At 46.3% G+C, this 15,494-nt stretch carries 17 protein-coding genes; 9 read left to right on the forward strand and 8 right to left on the reverse strand.

The annotated features are described in order from the left end of the window. Positions 1-163: 163 nt before the first annotated feature. A complete protein-coding gene (locus H528_RS0105605; RefSeq protein WP_022853356.1) occupies positions 164-1,375 on the reverse strand; it encodes a 3-deoxy-D-manno-octulosonic acid transferase in 1,212 nt (403 codons plus the stop codon). A 66-nt stretch (positions 1,376-1,441) separates the two neighbouring features. Here H528_RS0105605 and acs point away from each other — a divergent pair, with 66 nt between their 5' ends. Genes acs through H528_RS0105620 form a run of 3 tightly spaced genes read left to right on the forward strand, consistent with a single transcriptional unit; the run spans position 1,442 to position 5,174 of the window. After that, the gene (acs, locus tag H528_RS0105610; protein ID WP_022853357.1) at positions 1,442-3,349 is read left to right on the forward strand and encodes an acetate--CoA ligase; all 1,908 of its coding nucleotides are present in this window, start codon (positions 1,442-1,444) and stop codon (positions 3,347-3,349) included. Positions 3,350-3,407: 58 nt separating this feature from the next. Further along, positions 3,408-4,715 (forward strand): phenylacetate--CoA ligase family protein, encoded by a 1,308-nt coding sequence (locus H528_RS0105615; protein ID WP_022853358.1) that lies wholly within the window; start codon positions 3,408-3,410, stop codon positions 4,713-4,715. Between the two features lie 12 nt (positions 4,716-4,727). Next, positions 4,728-5,174, forward strand: coding sequence for an ACT domain-containing protein (locus tag H528_RS0105620; RefSeq protein WP_022853359.1), 447 nt, complete (start codon positions 4,728-4,730; stop codon positions 5,172-5,174). 31 nt (positions 5,175-5,205) lie between these two features. Here the strand turns inward: H528_RS0105620 and ligA are convergent, their stop codons facing one another. The 4 genes from ligA to mltG are packed head-to-tail and all read right to left on the reverse strand — an operon-like array spanning position 5,206 to position 8,917. After that, positions 5,206-7,278 (reverse strand): NAD-dependent DNA ligase LigA, encoded by a 2,073-nt coding sequence (gene ligA, locus H528_RS0105625; RefSeq protein ID WP_022853360.1) that lies wholly within the window; start codon positions 7,276-7,278, stop codon positions 5,206-5,208. A 10-nt stretch (positions 7,279-7,288) separates the two neighbouring features. Further along, entirely contained in the window at positions 7,289-7,642 is a 354-nt protein-coding gene (locus H528_RS0105630; RefSeq protein ID WP_022853361.1) for a DUF5615 family PIN-like protein, read from the reverse strand. After that, positions 7,643-7,867: a DUF433 domain-containing protein gene (locus H528_RS0105635; protein ID WP_022853362.1), complete on the reverse strand. Its 225-nt coding sequence runs from the start codon at positions 7,865-7,867 to the stop codon at positions 7,643-7,645. 3 nt (positions 7,868-7,870) lie between these two features. Then, the gene (gene mltG, locus H528_RS12860; RefSeq protein WP_022853363.1) at positions 7,871-8,917 is read right to left on the reverse strand and encodes an endolytic transglycosylase MltG; all 1,047 of its coding nucleotides are present in this window, start codon (positions 8,915-8,917) and stop codon (positions 7,871-7,873) included. Positions 8,918-8,998: 81 nt separating this feature from the next. Here mltG and H528_RS0105645 point away from each other — a divergent pair, with 81 nt between their 5' ends. Genes H528_RS0105645 through H528_RS0105655 form a run of 3 tightly spaced genes read left to right on the forward strand, consistent with a single transcriptional unit; the run spans position 8,999 to position 11,320 of the window. After that, the gene (locus tag H528_RS0105645) at positions 8,999-9,613 is read left to right on the forward strand and encodes a tetratricopeptide repeat protein (protein WP_022853364.1); all 615 of its coding nucleotides are present in this window, start codon (positions 8,999-9,001) and stop codon (positions 9,611-9,613) included. Beyond that, on the forward strand, positions 9,606-10,688 hold the full coding sequence (locus H528_RS12865; RefSeq protein WP_022853365.1) for a DVU0298 family protein: 1,083 nt from the start codon (positions 9,606-9,608) through the stop codon (positions 10,686-10,688). Before H528_RS0105645 ends, H528_RS12865 begins: the two co-directional genes overlap by 8 nt. Then, complete coding sequence (locus tag H528_RS0105655; protein WP_022853366.1) at positions 10,688-11,320, forward strand: tetratricopeptide repeat protein; 633 nt, start codon at positions 10,688-10,690, stop codon at positions 11,318-11,320. Before H528_RS12865 ends, H528_RS0105655 begins: the two co-directional genes overlap by 1 nt. Here H528_RS0105655 and H528_RS12870 read toward each other — a convergent pair. Then, on the reverse strand, positions 11,279-11,857 hold the full coding sequence (locus H528_RS12870; protein WP_022853367.1) for a YkgJ family cysteine cluster protein: 579 nt from the start codon (positions 11,855-11,857) through the stop codon (positions 11,279-11,281). The two genes, H528_RS0105655 and H528_RS12870, sit on opposite strands and share 42 nt — an antisense overlap. Before the next feature lie 2 nt (positions 11,858-11,859). Further along, on the reverse strand, positions 11,860-12,102 hold the full coding sequence (locus tag H528_RS0105665; protein ID WP_028845805.1) for an FmdB family zinc ribbon protein: 243 nt from the start codon (positions 12,100-12,102) through the stop codon (positions 11,860-11,862). 72 nt (positions 12,103-12,174) lie between these two features. On the opposite strand from H528_RS0105665, the gene aroC reads away from it, so the two are divergent. From aroC to H528_RS0105680, 3 genes are read left to right on the forward strand one after another with little or no spacing between them, the layout of a single operon-like run. Further along, entirely contained in the window at positions 12,175-13,275 is a 1,101-nt protein-coding gene (gene aroC, locus H528_RS0105670; protein ID WP_022853369.1) for a chorismate synthase, read from the forward strand. Next, on the forward strand, positions 13,268-13,615 hold the full coding sequence (locus tag H528_RS0105675) for a hypothetical protein (protein ID WP_022853370.1): 348 nt from the start codon (positions 13,268-13,270) through the stop codon (positions 13,613-13,615). The genes aroC and H528_RS0105675 overlap by 8 nt, the downstream gene beginning before the upstream one ends. A 60-nt stretch (positions 13,616-13,675) precedes the next feature. Continuing rightward, entirely contained in the window at positions 13,676-14,191 is a 516-nt protein-coding gene (locus H528_RS0105680) for a flagellar basal body-associated FliL family protein (protein WP_022853371.1), read from the forward strand. Between the two features lie 35 nt (positions 14,192-14,226). Here H528_RS0105680 and H528_RS12875 read toward each other — a convergent pair. Further along, positions 14,227-15,494: AAA family ATPase (locus H528_RS12875; RefSeq protein ID WP_022853372.1), on the reverse strand; the 1,268-nt coding region annotated here is incomplete at its 5' end.

The following is a 15,494-nucleotide window of genomic DNA, read 5'->3' on the forward strand; positions in this document are numbered from 1 at the left end:
TACGCCTTTTTGAAAAATGTTACAAGAAGCCTTTGCAAAACATTTTTTCTAGGCCCGTTCAGGATCCGTTCCTATTTTTCGTTCCGAAAAAAAAGGGAACGGATCCCCTTAAGGAACGGAACCAACGTATTTTGCAAAGTCTCAATTTAAGTCTTCAGAAGTTTTATAAAAAGGTAGCTAAAATTTCAAGATACTTTTCCGAGATTCCGGAAAATTTTTTACAAAAATTTGAAACCCGGGAAGATAAAGTATCATTCCGGGCAAGCATTTGCTGCCAGAGGGCTACCAAGGCTGGGGCATCTGAAGCACAAAACCCCACTCCTTCTTCGATCATCAAAGAGGCAAGGTCTGAGATGCTTTCTACATACGGACCAAAACTCACCGGAATACTGTGAAGCACCGGCTCAAAGATATTGTGCCCCCCCACCGGAACCAAAGTTCCACCTACAAAAGCAATATCAGCCAGGGCGTATAGAGCCAAAAGTTCTCCAAGAGTATCAACTACCATAACCTGAGCATGAGAAGGTTTGCTCCGCAGCGCAACATCAAACCCCTTTTTTTGCGCCAACAAAAGAACCTCTTGGGCCCTTTCTGTTTTGCGTGGTGCAATAACAAGGCTTCCCTGGCCAAAAAGCCTGAACGCCTCAAACAAAATTTCTTCCTCACCAGGATGGGTGGAGCCGCAAACAATTACAGGCCTTTTTAAAAAAGGAGAAAGTTGAGAGATTATTTTTTCTATTTTGTCAGTAGGTGGCAATTCAATTTCAAATTTAAGATTACCTGGGAAAAATATTTTTTTAGTGGGTAAAAGTTTTTTAAATCTTTCAAAATCACCCAGGGTTGCTGTCCCAATGACGTCGAAATTTCCGAAGAAGAATTTTCGCAAAAAGGAATATTTCTTGAATTTTTCAAACGACTTTTTAGAAATTGCTGCATTAGCAAAAATAAGCGGAACACCCTTTTTCTTTAGCAAGGAAAGCACCCCCGGCCATACGTCTGATTCTACCAGTATAAAAGCCCGGGGATTAAAGCCTTTCACGTAACGAGTAATCACCGGATACAAATCAATTGGCCCTGGCCAAATTAAATCCGCATATTCTTCCGCCTTAAGCCTTGCCTGTTCAAGGCCCTGGGCAGTTGCCACGGTAAAAACTAAAAAATAACCGGGATAGTTTTTCTTTAAGGCCTTGAGTAAGGGAAGCGATGCTTGCACCTCCCCTACTGATAAGGTATGAATCCAGATAACCGGTTTTGGGACGCTTATTTTCGGCGGAAAGAGTCTTTTCTCTAGAAGATGACGCTTTTTACCTGAAAGGTGCGGCAATATATAGCACGGCCAGGTAAATATTTGGGTGCCAAAATATATTTTTTGCATTAAAACCGCCTTTTAAAAATTCGTAAGGATTATAGCTTAAACATAGCCGAGCATGAAGGAGGACGTATGGCAAACTCCCACAACTTTGAAACCCAGATTGAACACCTCTTAAAAAGCGAAAAAAAATTCTACCCCCCGAAAGAAGTTGTAAGTAGCGCTTACATCAAGGATTATGAGTCTGTTTATGCCTATTCCATCCGTGATCCTGAAGGTTTTTGGGGGCAAATTGCACGTGAGCTCACCTGGACTGAGCCCTGGCAAAAGGTGCGCGAGCTTAAGCTCCCTTATCATCGCTGGTTTATTGGGGGAAAAACAAACATCACTTTGAATGCCCTTGACCGCCACGCAGATTCCTGGCGCAGAAACAAAGTGGCCGTGATCTGGCTTTCAGAAGAAGGTGAAGAGCAAGTTGGCACTTATGGTCAGTTACGCGACCGTGTAAATCAATTTGCCAACGGGTTAAAGTCCCTTGGCGTTTCCAAGGGCGATCGCGTGGTGATTTATATGCCCCTTACCATTGAAGGCATTATAGCCATGCTTGCCTGCGCCCGCATTGGTGCTATCCACTCAGTGGTTTATGCGGGGATGGGTGCAGGGGCGCTTCGTTCGCGCATTGAAGACTGTGAGGCCAAGGTTGTCATTTGTTCAGACGTAACTTTCAGGCGCGGAAAAGTTGTCCGTCTCAAAGCCGTAGTGGACGAAGCCCTTGATGGCGTTGATTGTGTAGAAAAAGTAGTGGTGCATCGGCGCACCAAGCCCCCTATTGAGCTTGAGGAATGGGAAGTTGATTTTTGGGAACTTTTACGTGCTCATTCCCACCGCTTTAAACCAGAAATCATGGACGCCGAAGACCCACTCTTCATCCTCTATACCTCAGGCACCACCGGAAAGCCCAAAGGTGTAGTCCACGTGCACGGGGGCTATATGGTTGGCACTTATTACTTAACAAGGGCTTTTTTTGACATAAAAGACCAAGATGTTTATTGGTCAACCTCTGACATAGGCTGGATTGTAGGACATTCTTTTATTGTCTATGGCCCTCTTTGTGCGGGAGCAACGGTGCTCATAAGGGAAGGAGCCCCGGACTACCCTCATCCAGGAATTGTCTGGGAAATGGTTCAAAAATACGGCGTATCAGTGATGTTTACCGCCCCCACAGCGCTTCGCATGTTCATGCGCTTTGGGGAAGAGCATATTAAAAAATTTGACCGTTCAACATTGCGTATCCTGGCTTGTGCCGGAGAGCCCCTTAATCCCGAAGCCTGGCAATTTGCCCAGCATGTCATCCTTGAAAACAAGGGCTATTGCATTGATAATTTCTGGCAAACCGAAGTAGCGGGGCCGGTGCTTGGCACTATGCCCACCATGCCTTCAAAACCTGGCTTTGCAGGAAAGCCTCTCCCAGGAGTTGTGGCAGATATTGTAGATGCCGAAGGGAAATCCATCCCTGCTGGCAGGGGCGGCTATCTGGTCCTGCGTCAACCTTTGCCCTATATGATGCGTACCATCTACAATGACCCAACACGCTATGAATCCTACTGGAATGAGATTCCAGGTTGTTACAAAACAGGAGACATTGCCGTATGCGACGACGAAGGGTATTTCGCTGTTTTAGGGCGCGCTGACGACGTCTTAAACGTCGCTGGCCATCGAATAGGCACCGCAGACCTTGAATCAGCACTGGTGAGCCACCCTGCTATTGCTGAGGCTGCTGCCATCGGGCTGCCTGACGAGGTGAAAGGTGAGCGCATAAAAGTTTTCGTGGTGTTGCGGGAGGGTAAAAAAGTAACCGAAGGGCTTCGCAAAAGCATAATCCAGCACGTGCGCAAAGAACTCGGGCCCATCGCAACTCCCTCTGAGGTCGAATTTGTAGATAAGCTCCCCAAAACTCGCAGTGGGAAAATCATGAGACGGCTCTTACGCGCCCGTGAACTGGGGCTCCCTGAGGGAGATACATCTACCCTTGAAGATTAAGGCTTGTTTTTAACGAAAATTTAAGCTATGGCCATTTAAAAGACGAAAAGGAGGGGCTATGGATTGGCATAAAAAAGACTATTTACCAAGGGAAGAAATCGAAGCAATCCAGCTTAAAAGACTCAAGGAAACCGTTGAAAGGGTGTATCATTTGGTTCCTTTTTACCGGAAAAAGTTCGACGAAATCGGCCTAAAACCCAAACACATAAAGAGCCTTGCCGACTTAAAGCATCTTCCCTTCACAGTTAAACAGGATCTTCGCGACCATTACCCATTTGGACTTTTCGCAGTTCCACTTGATCAGATAATCCGCATCCATTCTTCCTCCGGAACCACGGGCAAACCAACGGTTGTTGGTTACACCGAACACGACTTGCATGTGTGGACGGAGGTCATGTATCGAACCTACAAAATGGCAGATGTTGGCCCAGGAGACGTAGTCCACAACGCTTACGGTTACGGGCTTTTCACCGGTGGGCTCGGGTTCCATTACGGTGCCGAAGCAGTGGGTGCAGCGGTAGTTCCTTCAAGCGTTGGCTTTACCAAGCGGCAACTCATGCTCATGAAAGACTTCGGGGCCACGATTCTTTGTTGCACCCCCTCTTATGCGCTTCATCTAGCTGAAGTAGCCCAGGAAGAAGGCTTTAACCCCCAGAAAGATTTCCTTTTGCGCGCAGGTTTTTTTGGGGCTGAGCCCGCATCTGAAGGGCTCCGCCAAGCAGTGGCAGATGCCTGGGGGATTAAATACTTTGAATGTTATGGGCTTTCCGAAATCATAGGCCCAGGGGTGGCAGCAAGCTGTGCGGAAGGAGCCCTTCACATCTTTGAAGACCACTTTATCCCGGAAATCATTGACCCTGAAACAGGAGAAGTGCTTCCTGAGGGCGAAGAAGGTGAGCTTGTTTTCACCACAATCACCAAGCAAGGGCTCCCCATTATTCGCTACCGTACCAAAGACATCGCCACCCTTTATAAGGCCCCGTGCAAATGTGGACGCACGGCTATCCGCATGGGACGCATCTTGGGCCGCACCGACGATATGCTTATTGTCTCAGGGGTAAACGTGTTTCCGTCTCAGGTAGAACACGTGCTCACCCAGGTAGAGGGCCTTACCCCGAACTATGTAATTGTGGTTGACAAACGCGGCGTTCTTGACGTACTCGAAGTGTGGGTAGAGGTTGACGAAAGGGTATTTACTGGAGATATCGGCTCTCTTGAAAATCTAAAGCGCAAGCTGGAAGAAGAACTGGCCAACGCCCTTTTCTTGCGTGCCAGAGTAAAACTGGTGGAACCCAAAACCCTTGAACGCTCCATGGGTAAGGCCAAACGTGTGGTTGACCGGCGAGAACTCAAAGACATAGCCTAAAGGAGGCCAAAAATGCGCGCCAAATATGCCATCAAGCAAATTTCTATTTTTCTTGAAAACCGCAAAGGACGTTTAAAAGAAGTAACCCAGGTTCTTGCAGAGGCAAACGTAAACATCAGGGCCCTTGCCCTTGCAGAAAGTGCCGAGTTCGGCATCCTGCGTCTGGTGGTGGACAACCCTGAAAAGGCCCGCAGTGTTCTTTCTGCTGGAGGCTTCACCGTTAAAGAACAAGACGTTTTTGCCGTAGAGGTACCTGACAAACCCGGAGGTTTTTACCAGGTGGTAAAAATTCTTACCGAGGCTGACATAAACATCGACTACACTTACGCCTTTGTAGGGGGGAAAGACTCAGCCATTCTTATTTTCAAAGTGCCTGATACCCTGTTTGAAAAGGCCCTTGAAGTGATCCACCAGGGCGGTGTCAAGCTGGTAGAACCAATCTTTTTCTACGGAAGCTAAAGAGAAGGCCCGGGGCATCCCGGGCCTTTCATCACTTTTCACCAATCATTTTCAGGAATTCTTCTTCGTTTATAATTTTTAGCCCAAGGCGCTTGGCGCGTTCAAACTTGGAGCCAGGTTTTTCACCTACCACCACATAGTCCACGTTTCGCGAAACATCAGAAGCCACACGCCCCCCCAGTGCCTGGACTTTTTTCTTGGCCTGATCCCGGGTCATGCTCTTTAAAGCACCGGTAAAAACAAAGGTCTTACCTTTAAGGGGCTTTTCTTCTTTGGCCTCTTCTTTTAAGTCTTCGAATTCAATACCTGCCTTAAGAAGCTTTTCTATTATCTCCCGATTGCGCGGGTTGCGGAAAAACTCCACAATGCTTCGCGCAACCTCAGGCCCTATACCGGGAATGGCCATAAGATCCGCCATAGAGGCATTCATAAGCTTGTCCAGGCTTTTGAAATGCTCAGCAAGGATCTGTGCCACCACTTCACCAACATGCCTGATTCCCAGGGCGTAGAGGAATCGGGCAAGAGTAGTCTTTTTGCTCTTTTGAATCGCATTATAAAGGTTCTGGGCCTTTTTCAGGGCAAATCCCGGCAGCTGCAAAAGGTCTTCCACGGTCAGGTAATAAAGGTCACCCACGTCGCGCACAAGCCCCATGTCTACCAGGGCTTTGGCCACCTGTTCGCCAAGGCCTTCGATATCCATGGCGTTGCGACTGGCAAAATGCTGAAGATGCCGCACAAGCTGGGCATAGCAGTTTTTGTTCGGGCAACGCCAGACTGCTTCTCCTGGTTTGCGAACCAGTTCACTTCCGCAAACCGGACATTTCTTAGGCATAACAAAGGGCTTTTCCTGGCCGGTGCGGCGTTCCTTAATGGGCATAACTACTTCGGGGATGACGTCCCCTGCCCTTTGCACCAGCACCCAGTCACCTATGCGAATATCCTTGCGGCGGACTTCATCTTCATTGTGAAGGGTAGCACGAGAGACAATCACCCCACCTACTTTTACCGGCTTAAGGATGGCCACCGGGGTAACTGCGCCTGTGCGGCCCACCTGAAGCACAATGTCAAGCACTTTGGTGGTCACCTGGGTTGGTTCGAATTTGTAAGCCAGGGCGTAGCGCGGACTCCTGGCCTTGGTACCAAGTTTTTCCCAGAGGGAAAGATCGTTCACCTTGATAACCACGCCGTCTATCTCATAGGGAAGGCTATCCCTTTTTCTTTCCATCTCGTGATGATAGGAAATGGCCTCTTCGATCCCCTTTACCAAACGGCAAAGGGGGTTGGTTTTTAAGCCCCATTTTGGGAGGGTAGTAAGTATTTCCCATTGGGTTTTAAACTCATAGCCTTCTACCTTCCCTACCCCGTAAAAAAAGATATCTAGGGGCCTCTGGGCGGTGATATTGGGGTCAAGCTGGCGCAAGGAACCTGCCGCAGCGTTTCTAGGGTTGGCAAAAGGTGTTTCCCCGCGCTTCAAGCGTTCTTCGTTAAGCTGGTGGAATTTTTCTTTTTCCATGAATACTTCACCGCGGGCATCAAGGCGTTTGGGGGCAGGGGGAGCATCTTCGGTAAGGGGCCTTAGGCGCAAAGGGATGGACTTAATGGTCTTCAAGTTGTTGGTTACGTCTTCGCCAACATAGCCGTCTCCGCGGGTTGAACCCACGGTAAAGACCCCGTTTTCATAAACAAGCTCAACGGCAAGACCATCAAGCTTTGGTTCCACGGTATATTCAATCTTGGTGTTCTCTGGGAGATTAAGCAGGCGCTTAATGCGCCTGTCAAACTCGATTACTTCTTCTTCTGTCATGGCGTCATCAAGGGAGAGCATGGGCTCGGCATGAGGCACCTGTCGAAACTCTTTGGCCGGAGGGTATCCCACACGCTGGGTGGGAGAATCAGGGGTTATGAGCTCAGGATACTTGGCCTCAAGTTCTTTTAACTCGCGCATTAGCGCGTCGTATTCAGCGTCTGAGATAACAGGAGAGTCAAGCACGTAATATCGGTAGTTGTGATATTCTATTTCTTCGCGAAGTTTTTTTACCCGCTCGATTATCTCCCTGGGTATTTCTCTCTTCTTTTTTTCGGGAGACTTTTCTTTATCAGCCATATACCCCTCCTTATCTAAGCCACCTTATGCGATAACCAGATGAAGAGACAACTACAAAGGCAGAATTTAATCGTTCTTTTTGAGTTTTGAGTACTTTATTCAATATATGATGAACTCTTTCTAAATTGCCAGGATTCAATTTCAAAAGGATAACTCCTGCTTTCATATCTTTTACAAAAACTAAATGGCCAAAATCTTTATCTCTTGTAATCAAGATTCTATTTAATTTTCTTACATATAAAATTAGTTCTTCATCTGCTGCCTTATGAAGACCTAATTCTCTAAGCGTTAAGACATCATACCCTAAATTTTTTAAAAATATTTCGGTTTTATGGTAAATATTTTGATCAAGTAAAAACTTCATTTAAATTGCTTCCAAATGGACTTCTTCTTCAGAAATAATTTTTATAGCATATTCAATACAAGCTTTAATATCCTCTTCAGTAAGATCAGGGTAATATTCTTCAATTATTTCCTGAAAGGAAATTCCTTGATTAATTAGCTCCAGAACTTCTTGTACTGTAATTCTTGTTCCCTTTATACAAGGCTTACCGAATCTCACTTTTGGATCCACTGTTATTTTACCCATAACTTACTCCTTGTTTCCCTCATTTTTAGAGTCATCCTTTGAAGACGTAGTCTTCTCAGGCAAAATGCCGCGCTGGTAAATATCAACCGCGCGTTCGTGTTCCCTTAAGGTGCGTGAAAAATAATGCGTGCCGTCCCCTTTGGACACAAAATAAAGATAATCAGTCTTAGCAGGCCATAGCACCGCTCTTATGGAATCTTTGCCAGGATTACAGATAGGGCCTGGAGGAAGACCTGGATAGACATAAGTGTTGTAAGGATTGCGAGAACGCAAATCCCGGTAACGCAAACGATAATAAAAACGCTTGGTAGCATAACGCACCGTGGGATCAGCCTGAAGTTTCATCCCCCTTTTTAGGCGGTTCCAGAAAACACTGGCAATAATGGGCCTTTCCCTGGGAATGATAGCTTCTTTTTCCACAATAGAGGCAAGGGTTATCGCCGTCTTCACCGAAACCCCTATCTCCTGAGCGCGCTTGGCAAATTCTTTGTTCCATATTTTCCAGAAACGGATGACCATGGTAGCGGCTATAAGGCGCGGGCTCATGCCCTTGGAAAAAGCATAAGTGTCAGGAAAAAGAAAACCCTCTGCCGTAGGCCCGGGAAGATTAAACTCCTTCAAAAAAGAAGGGTCTTTCACCACTTGCAAAAAATCATCACGTTTGCAAAGTCCCGCTTTATCAAGCAGACGGGCAATTTCATAGATGTTATAGCCCTCTGGGATAGTCACGTAATGGGTCACCACCCGCCCTTTGGCCAGAATACGCAAAATGCGCGCAGGAGGATCCCGGGGATCAAGTTCGTATTCCCCGGCCTTGAGCTGATGAACTACTCCCAGGCGATAGGCCTCAAAGGTAAAACCAAGTTCACTACGAATAATGCCTTTTTCCTTCAGAAGTTTTGCTACTTCTTTAAAGGGGGTCCCAGGCTTAATAAAAACAATTTTTGGGGAGGCCTCACCCTCAGCTGCAGGAAGGGTAAGTTCATGATACCAGGCGAAAAGATACAGGCAAAAAAGCAAAACTGTTAGAATCGATATTATTTTTTTCATAGCTCCATTTTAGTTTGATAAGTTTTTCTTGCGAAGAAGGCAAGGGATGCTAGATTTTAGCTTCACTTACGGGAGGTGAAAATGATAGACCAAGAAAAACTTGCCATTTTAGAAAAAGAAGCCAAAGAAAATCCCAAGTCTATTTTTGCCTGGCACCGTCTGGCAATTGCCTACTGGCAGGCAGGAAAAACCGAAGATGCCCTGAAAGCCTTCAACTATCTCCTTGAACTTGATCCACCAAACTTTGAAGCAAGAATTAACTTCGGGACACTTCTTGCTCAGGTAGGGCAACTTGAGGAAGCCAAAAAACAATTCGAAGCAGCCCTTAAGGCCTATCCCAGCTCCCCCGAAGCCTTGGTTAATTTAGGCCTGGTAAATTTCCATTTAGACAACCTGGAAGAAGCCCAGAAATATTATCAAAAAGCCCTTGAAGTACGGCCAGATTGGCCGCCGGTGCTCGTAAACTTGTCGACCGTTTACATAGCCCAGGAAAACTACGAAGACGCGGCTTCGTGCTGCGAAAAAGCCATCAAGAGTGACCCTAATTTTTCTATGGCCTACAATAACCTTGCCGTAACATATTATCATCTTGGTAAAATAAAAGAAGCACGCAAAGCTCTTGAGAAAGCAAAAGAATTGGGCTATCCCGTACAAGAAAGCTTAGAAAAAATGATTACGGAAGCGGAAAATGCTTAAAGCTAAGCCTGCACTTTGCCCGTTTTGTGGTCGGCCAATTGCCCCACCACAAAACCTGGGGTTTCAATATTCAGATTTTGACGCGGGTTTTTGCGATTGCGGGGCGGTCTATGTAAGCGATGTAACCGGTCACAACCAGGGTGCTGCCTTTGTGGAGGCCTTACTCCTAGCCTGTGGTGGCAACTGGGACCTTGCCTGGGAACTTTCCCCTGAAGAAGACTACCAGGAATACGTGCTTGAACATTACGACCAGAAAAGCCACCAGGTCTTTGGAGACCCTTCTGATCGCGTAAGTGTAAGAGGGGTTTTATATTTCCTACGCTTAGTTGACGAAATAAGAGAGCTTTCAGCTGAAAAAATAGCCAAGCTCAAACAAGAAAAGCGTAAAACAGAAACACCCCCAGAGGGTTTTAAACCCAAACGCTTGAGGCGTCAGGAAATAGAAGAACTTTTGCGCAAAGACAAGTCTCAAGAAGTTGTCTTTCACTGCCGCTTTTTGCCGGTAAATTTAAGCACCTTGCGCAAAGTTCTTTATAGTGCGGATCCCCTTTTGCGCTGGAAGGCCATCCTTACCCTCGGTGAAGCAGCCCAGGCTGTTTTAAAAAGCCGCCCGGATATCGTGGCAGATTTAATCAAGCGGCTTATTTACTCAAGTGCCGACTCGGCAGCCTCTGCCTGGGGAGCCCTTGAAACTGTTGGCGAAATCATCAGGCGTGAGCCAGAAAGATTCGGTCTTTTCGTGAAAAATCTCTTTGCCTTTTTAAAATATCCGGAATTTAGGCCCGCAGCCCTTTGGGCGCTTTACCGCATCGGAGAAAAAAAACCCTCCCTTATACGTGGTGAAAGGGTTTTTGTGCTGGTAGAACTCTTGAAAGATGCCACCCCTGAAACAAGGGCCCTTGCCACCCTTGCCTGCGCTTCTAGCAAAATACTAGAAGCACTTAAAGAACTTAAAAAACTAACAAATGACGACACGGAAGTGGAAATATTTAATCCGGAAAAGCAAATCTTTGAAAGGAGAACAATCGCAGATTTAGCAAAAGAAGCCATCGAAAAAATAGAAAAGGAGAATTAATGGACGAAGAAAAAATTCAAGAAAAATTAAAAGAACTTCACAACAAGGCCCAGGTCCCTGAGGAAGAACTTGATGATGAAACCAAAGCGCGCAAATGGCTTGAGGAAGCCAAAGTTATGTGGGGCCAAGGCAGAAGCCTTGATGCCCTTGAAAGGGCTGAAGAGGCCCTAAAAATTTTCCTCGATAAAAAACTTTACCGGGAGGCTGTTAACGCCGCAGAGGTTGTTGGCGACATAAAGTTTTTCCGTGAAAGATTTGAAGAAGCCCTTAAGCCTTACAAAATGGCCTTAGATATTTGCGAAGAATTTGAAGACGAAATAAGCGCGGCTCTGATCGCAGAAAAAATCATTTTTGTTTACCAAAAGATGGGCGAAGCCCAAAAGGCCCTGCCCTATCTTTACCGCTGCCTTGAAATTGCTGAAAAATATAGCGATGCTCACCGGGCCGCGCGCATGATGGCAGGGATCGGAGACGTCAAAAAACTTGGCGGAGAGATAGACGCGGCACGTGAGGCTTACGAAATCGCCTTAAAAATTTATAAAGGCCTTGGGGCCCGCGACCAAGCTAAATTAGTGGAAGAGGCTTTGGCTTCACTTAGTGACAAACTGGGCTCCGGGGAAACGACCTCGTAAAGCCGCTGGAAGGGGGACCCTTACCTTTCCCCCTTCGGGAGCCATTTTCTCAGATAAAGCGCTAAGTCTTTCCAAGACTTTCTCGAAAAACACCGTGGGATAAGTTTTCCCGGGTTCAAAGCCAGAGTAGCCACACACGAATGTTTCTCCGGCAATCTGGACCGGGATACCATATAAACGGCAGGTCGCAGGACGCGCCTCATAAAGATCACACAGGCGTTTATCGTTAAGGAGCGGGCAGCGAATTTTAATGGCGGAAATCACAAAGGGCGTAAGCACCGAAGGCTTTTTACGTTGCCACTGCCTTTCGTACTTTTCAACCCGCCTCAGAATATCACGCCGAATCTTACGCGGGCTTCTTAAAAAGTCCCGGTAAATAAGAGCTGCTTCTGCCAGGGATAAATCGAAAAGAGCATGACAGCAGTCATCACACCGGGGTTTACAGCGCACTTCTTTAGGATAAAGCCTTTTGGTCTCGTTAAAGGCAGCTTCTATTTCGCCAAATATTTCTGTAAGTCCCTGCCAGATAGCTTGCATGGTTATTTAGTATAGCCAGGAAGGTTAAGATGTGCACAAGTACCTGTATCACATTTTTGGGTGGAAAGACTTGGCTTTGAGGAACTTCCCGAACCAGTTATTACCGCACCGGTAACACTCATAAGGCGCTTTACGCGAGGACTTTCGCACTTTTGGCAACGAACAGAGTCTATCTCCTCACGGCTCTTCAGAAGAACTTCAAACTCGTGCTGACAATCCTCGCAAACAAATTCATAAATAGGCATAAGGGCCTCCTTTTCTTTTTCGAGAGGAATTAGGTTAAAATGGAAGACCAAAAAGTCAACAAGGAGCAAAACATGCCTGGCAATACCTTCGGCCAAATTTTTCGAGTAACAACCTTTGGGGAGTCACACGGCCCGGCCTTAGGGGCAGTGATCGACGGCTGCCCTCCAGGGCTTTCCCTTGATGAAGCCTATATCCAGGAAGAATTAGATCGCAGAAGGCCGGGGAAGTCTCTGGCAGAAACCCCTCGCAAGGAAAAAGACAAAGTGCATATTCTTTCAGGGGTCTTTGAAGGGAAAACCACAGGGTGCCCCATCGCGCTTGTCATCTATAACGAAGACGCAAGGCCCGGAGCTTACGAAGAAATAAAAGATCTTTTCCGCCCTGGCCATGGGGATGCCACTTATTTCTGGAAGTACGGCTTAAGGGATTGGCGTGGAGGCGGAAGGTCAAGCGGACGTGAAACTGCCGCCCGGGTGGCAGCAGGAGCGGTGGCCAAAAGGCTTCTTCAAGAATTCGGTATCGAAGTCATCGCCTACACCCTTGCCCTTGGGGGCGTAAAAGCCAAGCGCAAAGACCTTTCTTTTGTGTATCAAAATAGATTTTTTTGCCCTGACCAGGATATGGTCGAAAAGATGGAAGAGAGGATAAAGGAAGTGCGTGCTATGGGAGACTCCGTGGGAGGAATCGTTGAAATCGTGGCCAGAGGTGTCCCCGCCGGCCTTGGTGAGCCTGTATTTGACAAGTTAGATGCAGATCTTGCCAAGGCGCTTATGAGCATAGGTGCGGTCAAAGGGGTTGAGATTGGCGCAGGATTTGGTGCAGCAGAGATGCTTGGCTCAGAAAATAACGACGAACTAACCCCAAAGGGGTTTAAGACTAACAATGCAGGGGGAATTTTGGCCGGCATCTCTAATGGAGATGAAATAATTGCCCGTGTGGCGGTAAAACCGATACCAAGCATTAGCAAAGAGCAAGAAACAATAGACATAAACATGAAACCTCGAAAGATAAAGGTTGGCGGAAGGCATGATGCCTCTGCTATTCCGAGAATAGTTCCTGTTTGCCAGGCTATGGTGCGCTTGGTGCTTGCAGATCATCTCCTAAGGCAATTAAGCCTTGGTCATTTTGCGAGATGGACCAAGTACCCCTTTGGGAGCGAAAAAAATGCCTAAAATTGTCGTAATTTGCCACGAAAAAGACTGGGCCCCTGGCATCGAAAAGGCCCTGTCTTTAGTAAAAGAAGACGAAACACTACTTCTCGTAATGGACGAAGGGGTTAAAAGGTGTATTGTTTGTGAGCCCGAGCTCTTTAGGCTCCTTCATCAATTCATCCTTGATGGGGGAAAGGCCCTGGTGTGCTTAAGTTCACTTAAAAAGGCTGGAATTCCTCCTACAAGGCCTCCTGAAATCTTTGAAAGAATAGAAGACGGAAGAAAGTTTCTTGAAGATGCAAACCAAAACGGCTTTGAAATTGTCAAAGCTTGTATTAGTGGTGGCATTTTTAGCCGATAATGACTTTGGGTGAGCGGACGGGCCACGGATTCTTAATGATGTTAGGCGTTTATAGTTAAAATGCACAGAAACTACACGTTAATAGCAATTTTGATCGTGCTTTTTTTAATTGGTGGGCTTTTTGTTTTTGGAAAGCAGGTAAAAAATTTCTTTTTGGAGCCCAAAAAGACAAAAGAAATTCCTTCGATGCTTAAGGCCCTTCCTTTTGAGAATAAAGAAAAGCCGATCCCAAAGAGAAACCAACTACTCCTTGCCAAGCTTAAAGACAATCAAATTTATCTTGAAAAGATAATTGTTTCCCCAAAAGGGGCCCCGCGAGGAGCCTTTGTAATTTTTGACTTAGTGATTGAATTAAAAGACAAAAAAATTGCTAAAAAACTGCGCACCCATGATGATCTCTTGCGTGACGAAATAGTCTCAACCCTTGCCGAAAAAGACTGGCTTGATTTCCAAAACGCCGATGGGCTTGCCCTCATCAAAAAAGACTTAATAGCTACTCTCAGAGCAAAACTAGGCTCACACGTGGCTCGCATCTACCTCATACATTTTGCCACCGGCCAACAAAAAGGCCTCTAAAATAGGAAGCCTGTAAGGGGGGCGACAAAGCGATCTCAAGAAACCTCTTCCACCTCAAAAGAAACAATGTTCCGCTTACGCTTGCTAAACTCAACCCCGATGAGCCAGATCTTCTCGCACTTCCCCTGATACTTCTCAAAGTAGCGCTTCTCTTTTAGCTGTAAAAGTGCTTTACCTTCAGGCTTATCATCCACGACTTTGAATTCAAAGAGATAGCACCTGCCCTCAAATATCACCGCCATATCAAGGCGGCCCTGGTTCGTAGCTTCTTCCACCCGCACGTCCAGGCCAAGCGCCGCAAAATAGCAGTAAAAAATGCTTGCGTAAAAACCTTCATATCCCGCAAGCTCCGTCTTTCGATACCAGTCATGCGGAATCGACGCAAAAAAACCATGAAAGATATCTCTTAGAGCCCCAAAATCTTCCGCTTCAAGGGCATCGTAAAGCCTGTCTATCAAACGCTCTTTGGCTGACAATCTCTCTGAGAGAAAATTAAGTATGGCATCGGTAAAACTCATCTTTACTTCAAGATTGGGATAACCAAGGAGATATCTCCTCCGGGGGCCTCGTTTTTTTAGCTCTTTGATGGTGAGATAACCCGTCTGAAAAAGCACCGCCTCAAGTTCGATGGTTTCTATGTCAAAGCTTTCCAGAAGAACCTCCCCAACCTCTACTTCTTCAAGTTCAGGAACAAGAAATTTTCTTTCCAAAAGGAGCTTGATCAAGAAAGTAGGTGTGCCGGTTTCAAACCAGTAAGGCCGAAACTCATAACTTCGCAAAAAGAGCAGAATGTCGAAGGGATTGTAAACAGGCTCCCCCAGCCAGGAGTAGCCGTTGTACCAGCGACGCACCTCAGAAAGATCAATCCCTTCAAGGCGATCGGCAAAGGTGTTTTCAAATTCTTCCTGGGTGTAGCCACATATAGTGGCGTAAGCAGGCGAAATAGTTATGTCTTCCAGGTTATTTAAACCTGAAAAAATCGATACCTTGGAAAATTTGGTAACGCCAGTGAGGAAGCAGAATTTAAGATAAGGATCTGCGTCTTTGAGTACGGAGTAGAAATTTTTTAGTTTTTCGCGAATGCGTGCTGCGGTTTCAATGCTATCTATCCTATCCAAGATAGGTTTATCGTATTCATCAACCAGCACTACAGTTTTGGCGCCGTATTTTTCCGCAGCCTTTTTGATGAGCTCATAAAAACAGGCCCGGTAATCTTCGGCGTGTTTACAGGTAATTTCTAAGGTTTCCTGGTTTTCTTCAAGAATCAGAAGGATACGTTTTATAAGGTCGTTTTCGTCTTCGA

Source organism: Thermodesulfatator atlanticus DSM 21156, from assembly GCF_000421585.1.
Lineage (GTDB): Bacteria > Desulfobacterota > Thermodesulfobacteria > Thermodesulfobacteriales > Thermodesulfatatoraceae > Thermodesulfatator > Thermodesulfatator atlanticus.

Coding starts and splice junctions, on each gene's coding strand:
- H528_RS0105605 (WP_022853356.1), bottom strand. CDS start 1,375: ATGCAAAAAATATATTTTGGCACCCAAATATTTACCTGGCCGTGCTAT.
- acs (WP_022853357.1), top strand. CDS start 1,442: ATGGCAAACTCCCACAACTTTGAAACCCAGATTGAACACCTCTTAAAA.
- H528_RS0105615 (WP_022853358.1), top strand. CDS start 3,408: ATGGATTGGCATAAAAAAGACTATTTACCAAGGGAAGAAATCGAAGCA.
- H528_RS0105620 (WP_022853359.1), top strand. CDS start 4,728: ATGCGCGCCAAATATGCCATCAAGCAAATTTCTATTTTTCTTGAAAAC.
- ligA (WP_022853360.1), bottom strand. CDS start 7,278: ATGGCTGATAAAGAAAAGTCTCCCGAAAAAAAGAAGAGAGAAATACCC.
- H528_RS0105630 (WP_022853361.1), bottom strand. CDS start 7,642: ATGAAGTTTTTACTTGATCAAAATATTTACCATAAAACCGAAATATTT.
- H528_RS0105635 (WP_022853362.1), bottom strand. CDS start 7,867: ATGGGTAAAATAACAGTGGATCCAAAAGTGAGATTCGGTAAGCCTTGT.
- mltG (WP_022853363.1), bottom strand. CDS start 8,917: ATGAAAAAAATAATATCGATTCTAACAGTTTTGCTTTTTTGCCTGTAT.
- H528_RS0105645 (WP_022853364.1), top strand. CDS start 8,999: ATGATAGACCAAGAAAAACTTGCCATTTTAGAAAAAGAAGCCAAAGAA.
- H528_RS12865 (WP_022853365.1), top strand. CDS start 9,606: ATGCTTAAAGCTAAGCCTGCACTTTGCCCGTTTTGTGGTCGGCCAATT.
- H528_RS0105655 (WP_022853366.1), top strand. CDS start 10,688: ATGGACGAAGAAAAAATTCAAGAAAAATTAAAAGAACTTCACAACAAG.
- H528_RS12870 (WP_022853367.1), bottom strand. CDS start 11,857: ATGCAAGCTATCTGGCAGGGACTTACAGAAATATTTGGCGAAATAGAA.
- H528_RS0105665 (WP_028845805.1), bottom strand. CDS start 12,102: ATGCCTATTTATGAATTTGTTTGCGAGGATTGTCAGCACGAGTTTGAA.
- aroC (WP_022853369.1), top strand. CDS start 12,175: ATGCCTGGCAATACCTTCGGCCAAATTTTTCGAGTAACAACCTTTGGG.
- H528_RS0105675 (WP_022853370.1), top strand. CDS start 13,268: ATGCCTAAAATTGTCGTAATTTGCCACGAAAAAGACTGGGCCCCTGGC.
- H528_RS0105680 (WP_022853371.1), top strand. CDS start 13,676: ATGCACAGAAACTACACGTTAATAGCAATTTTGATCGTGCTTTTTTTA.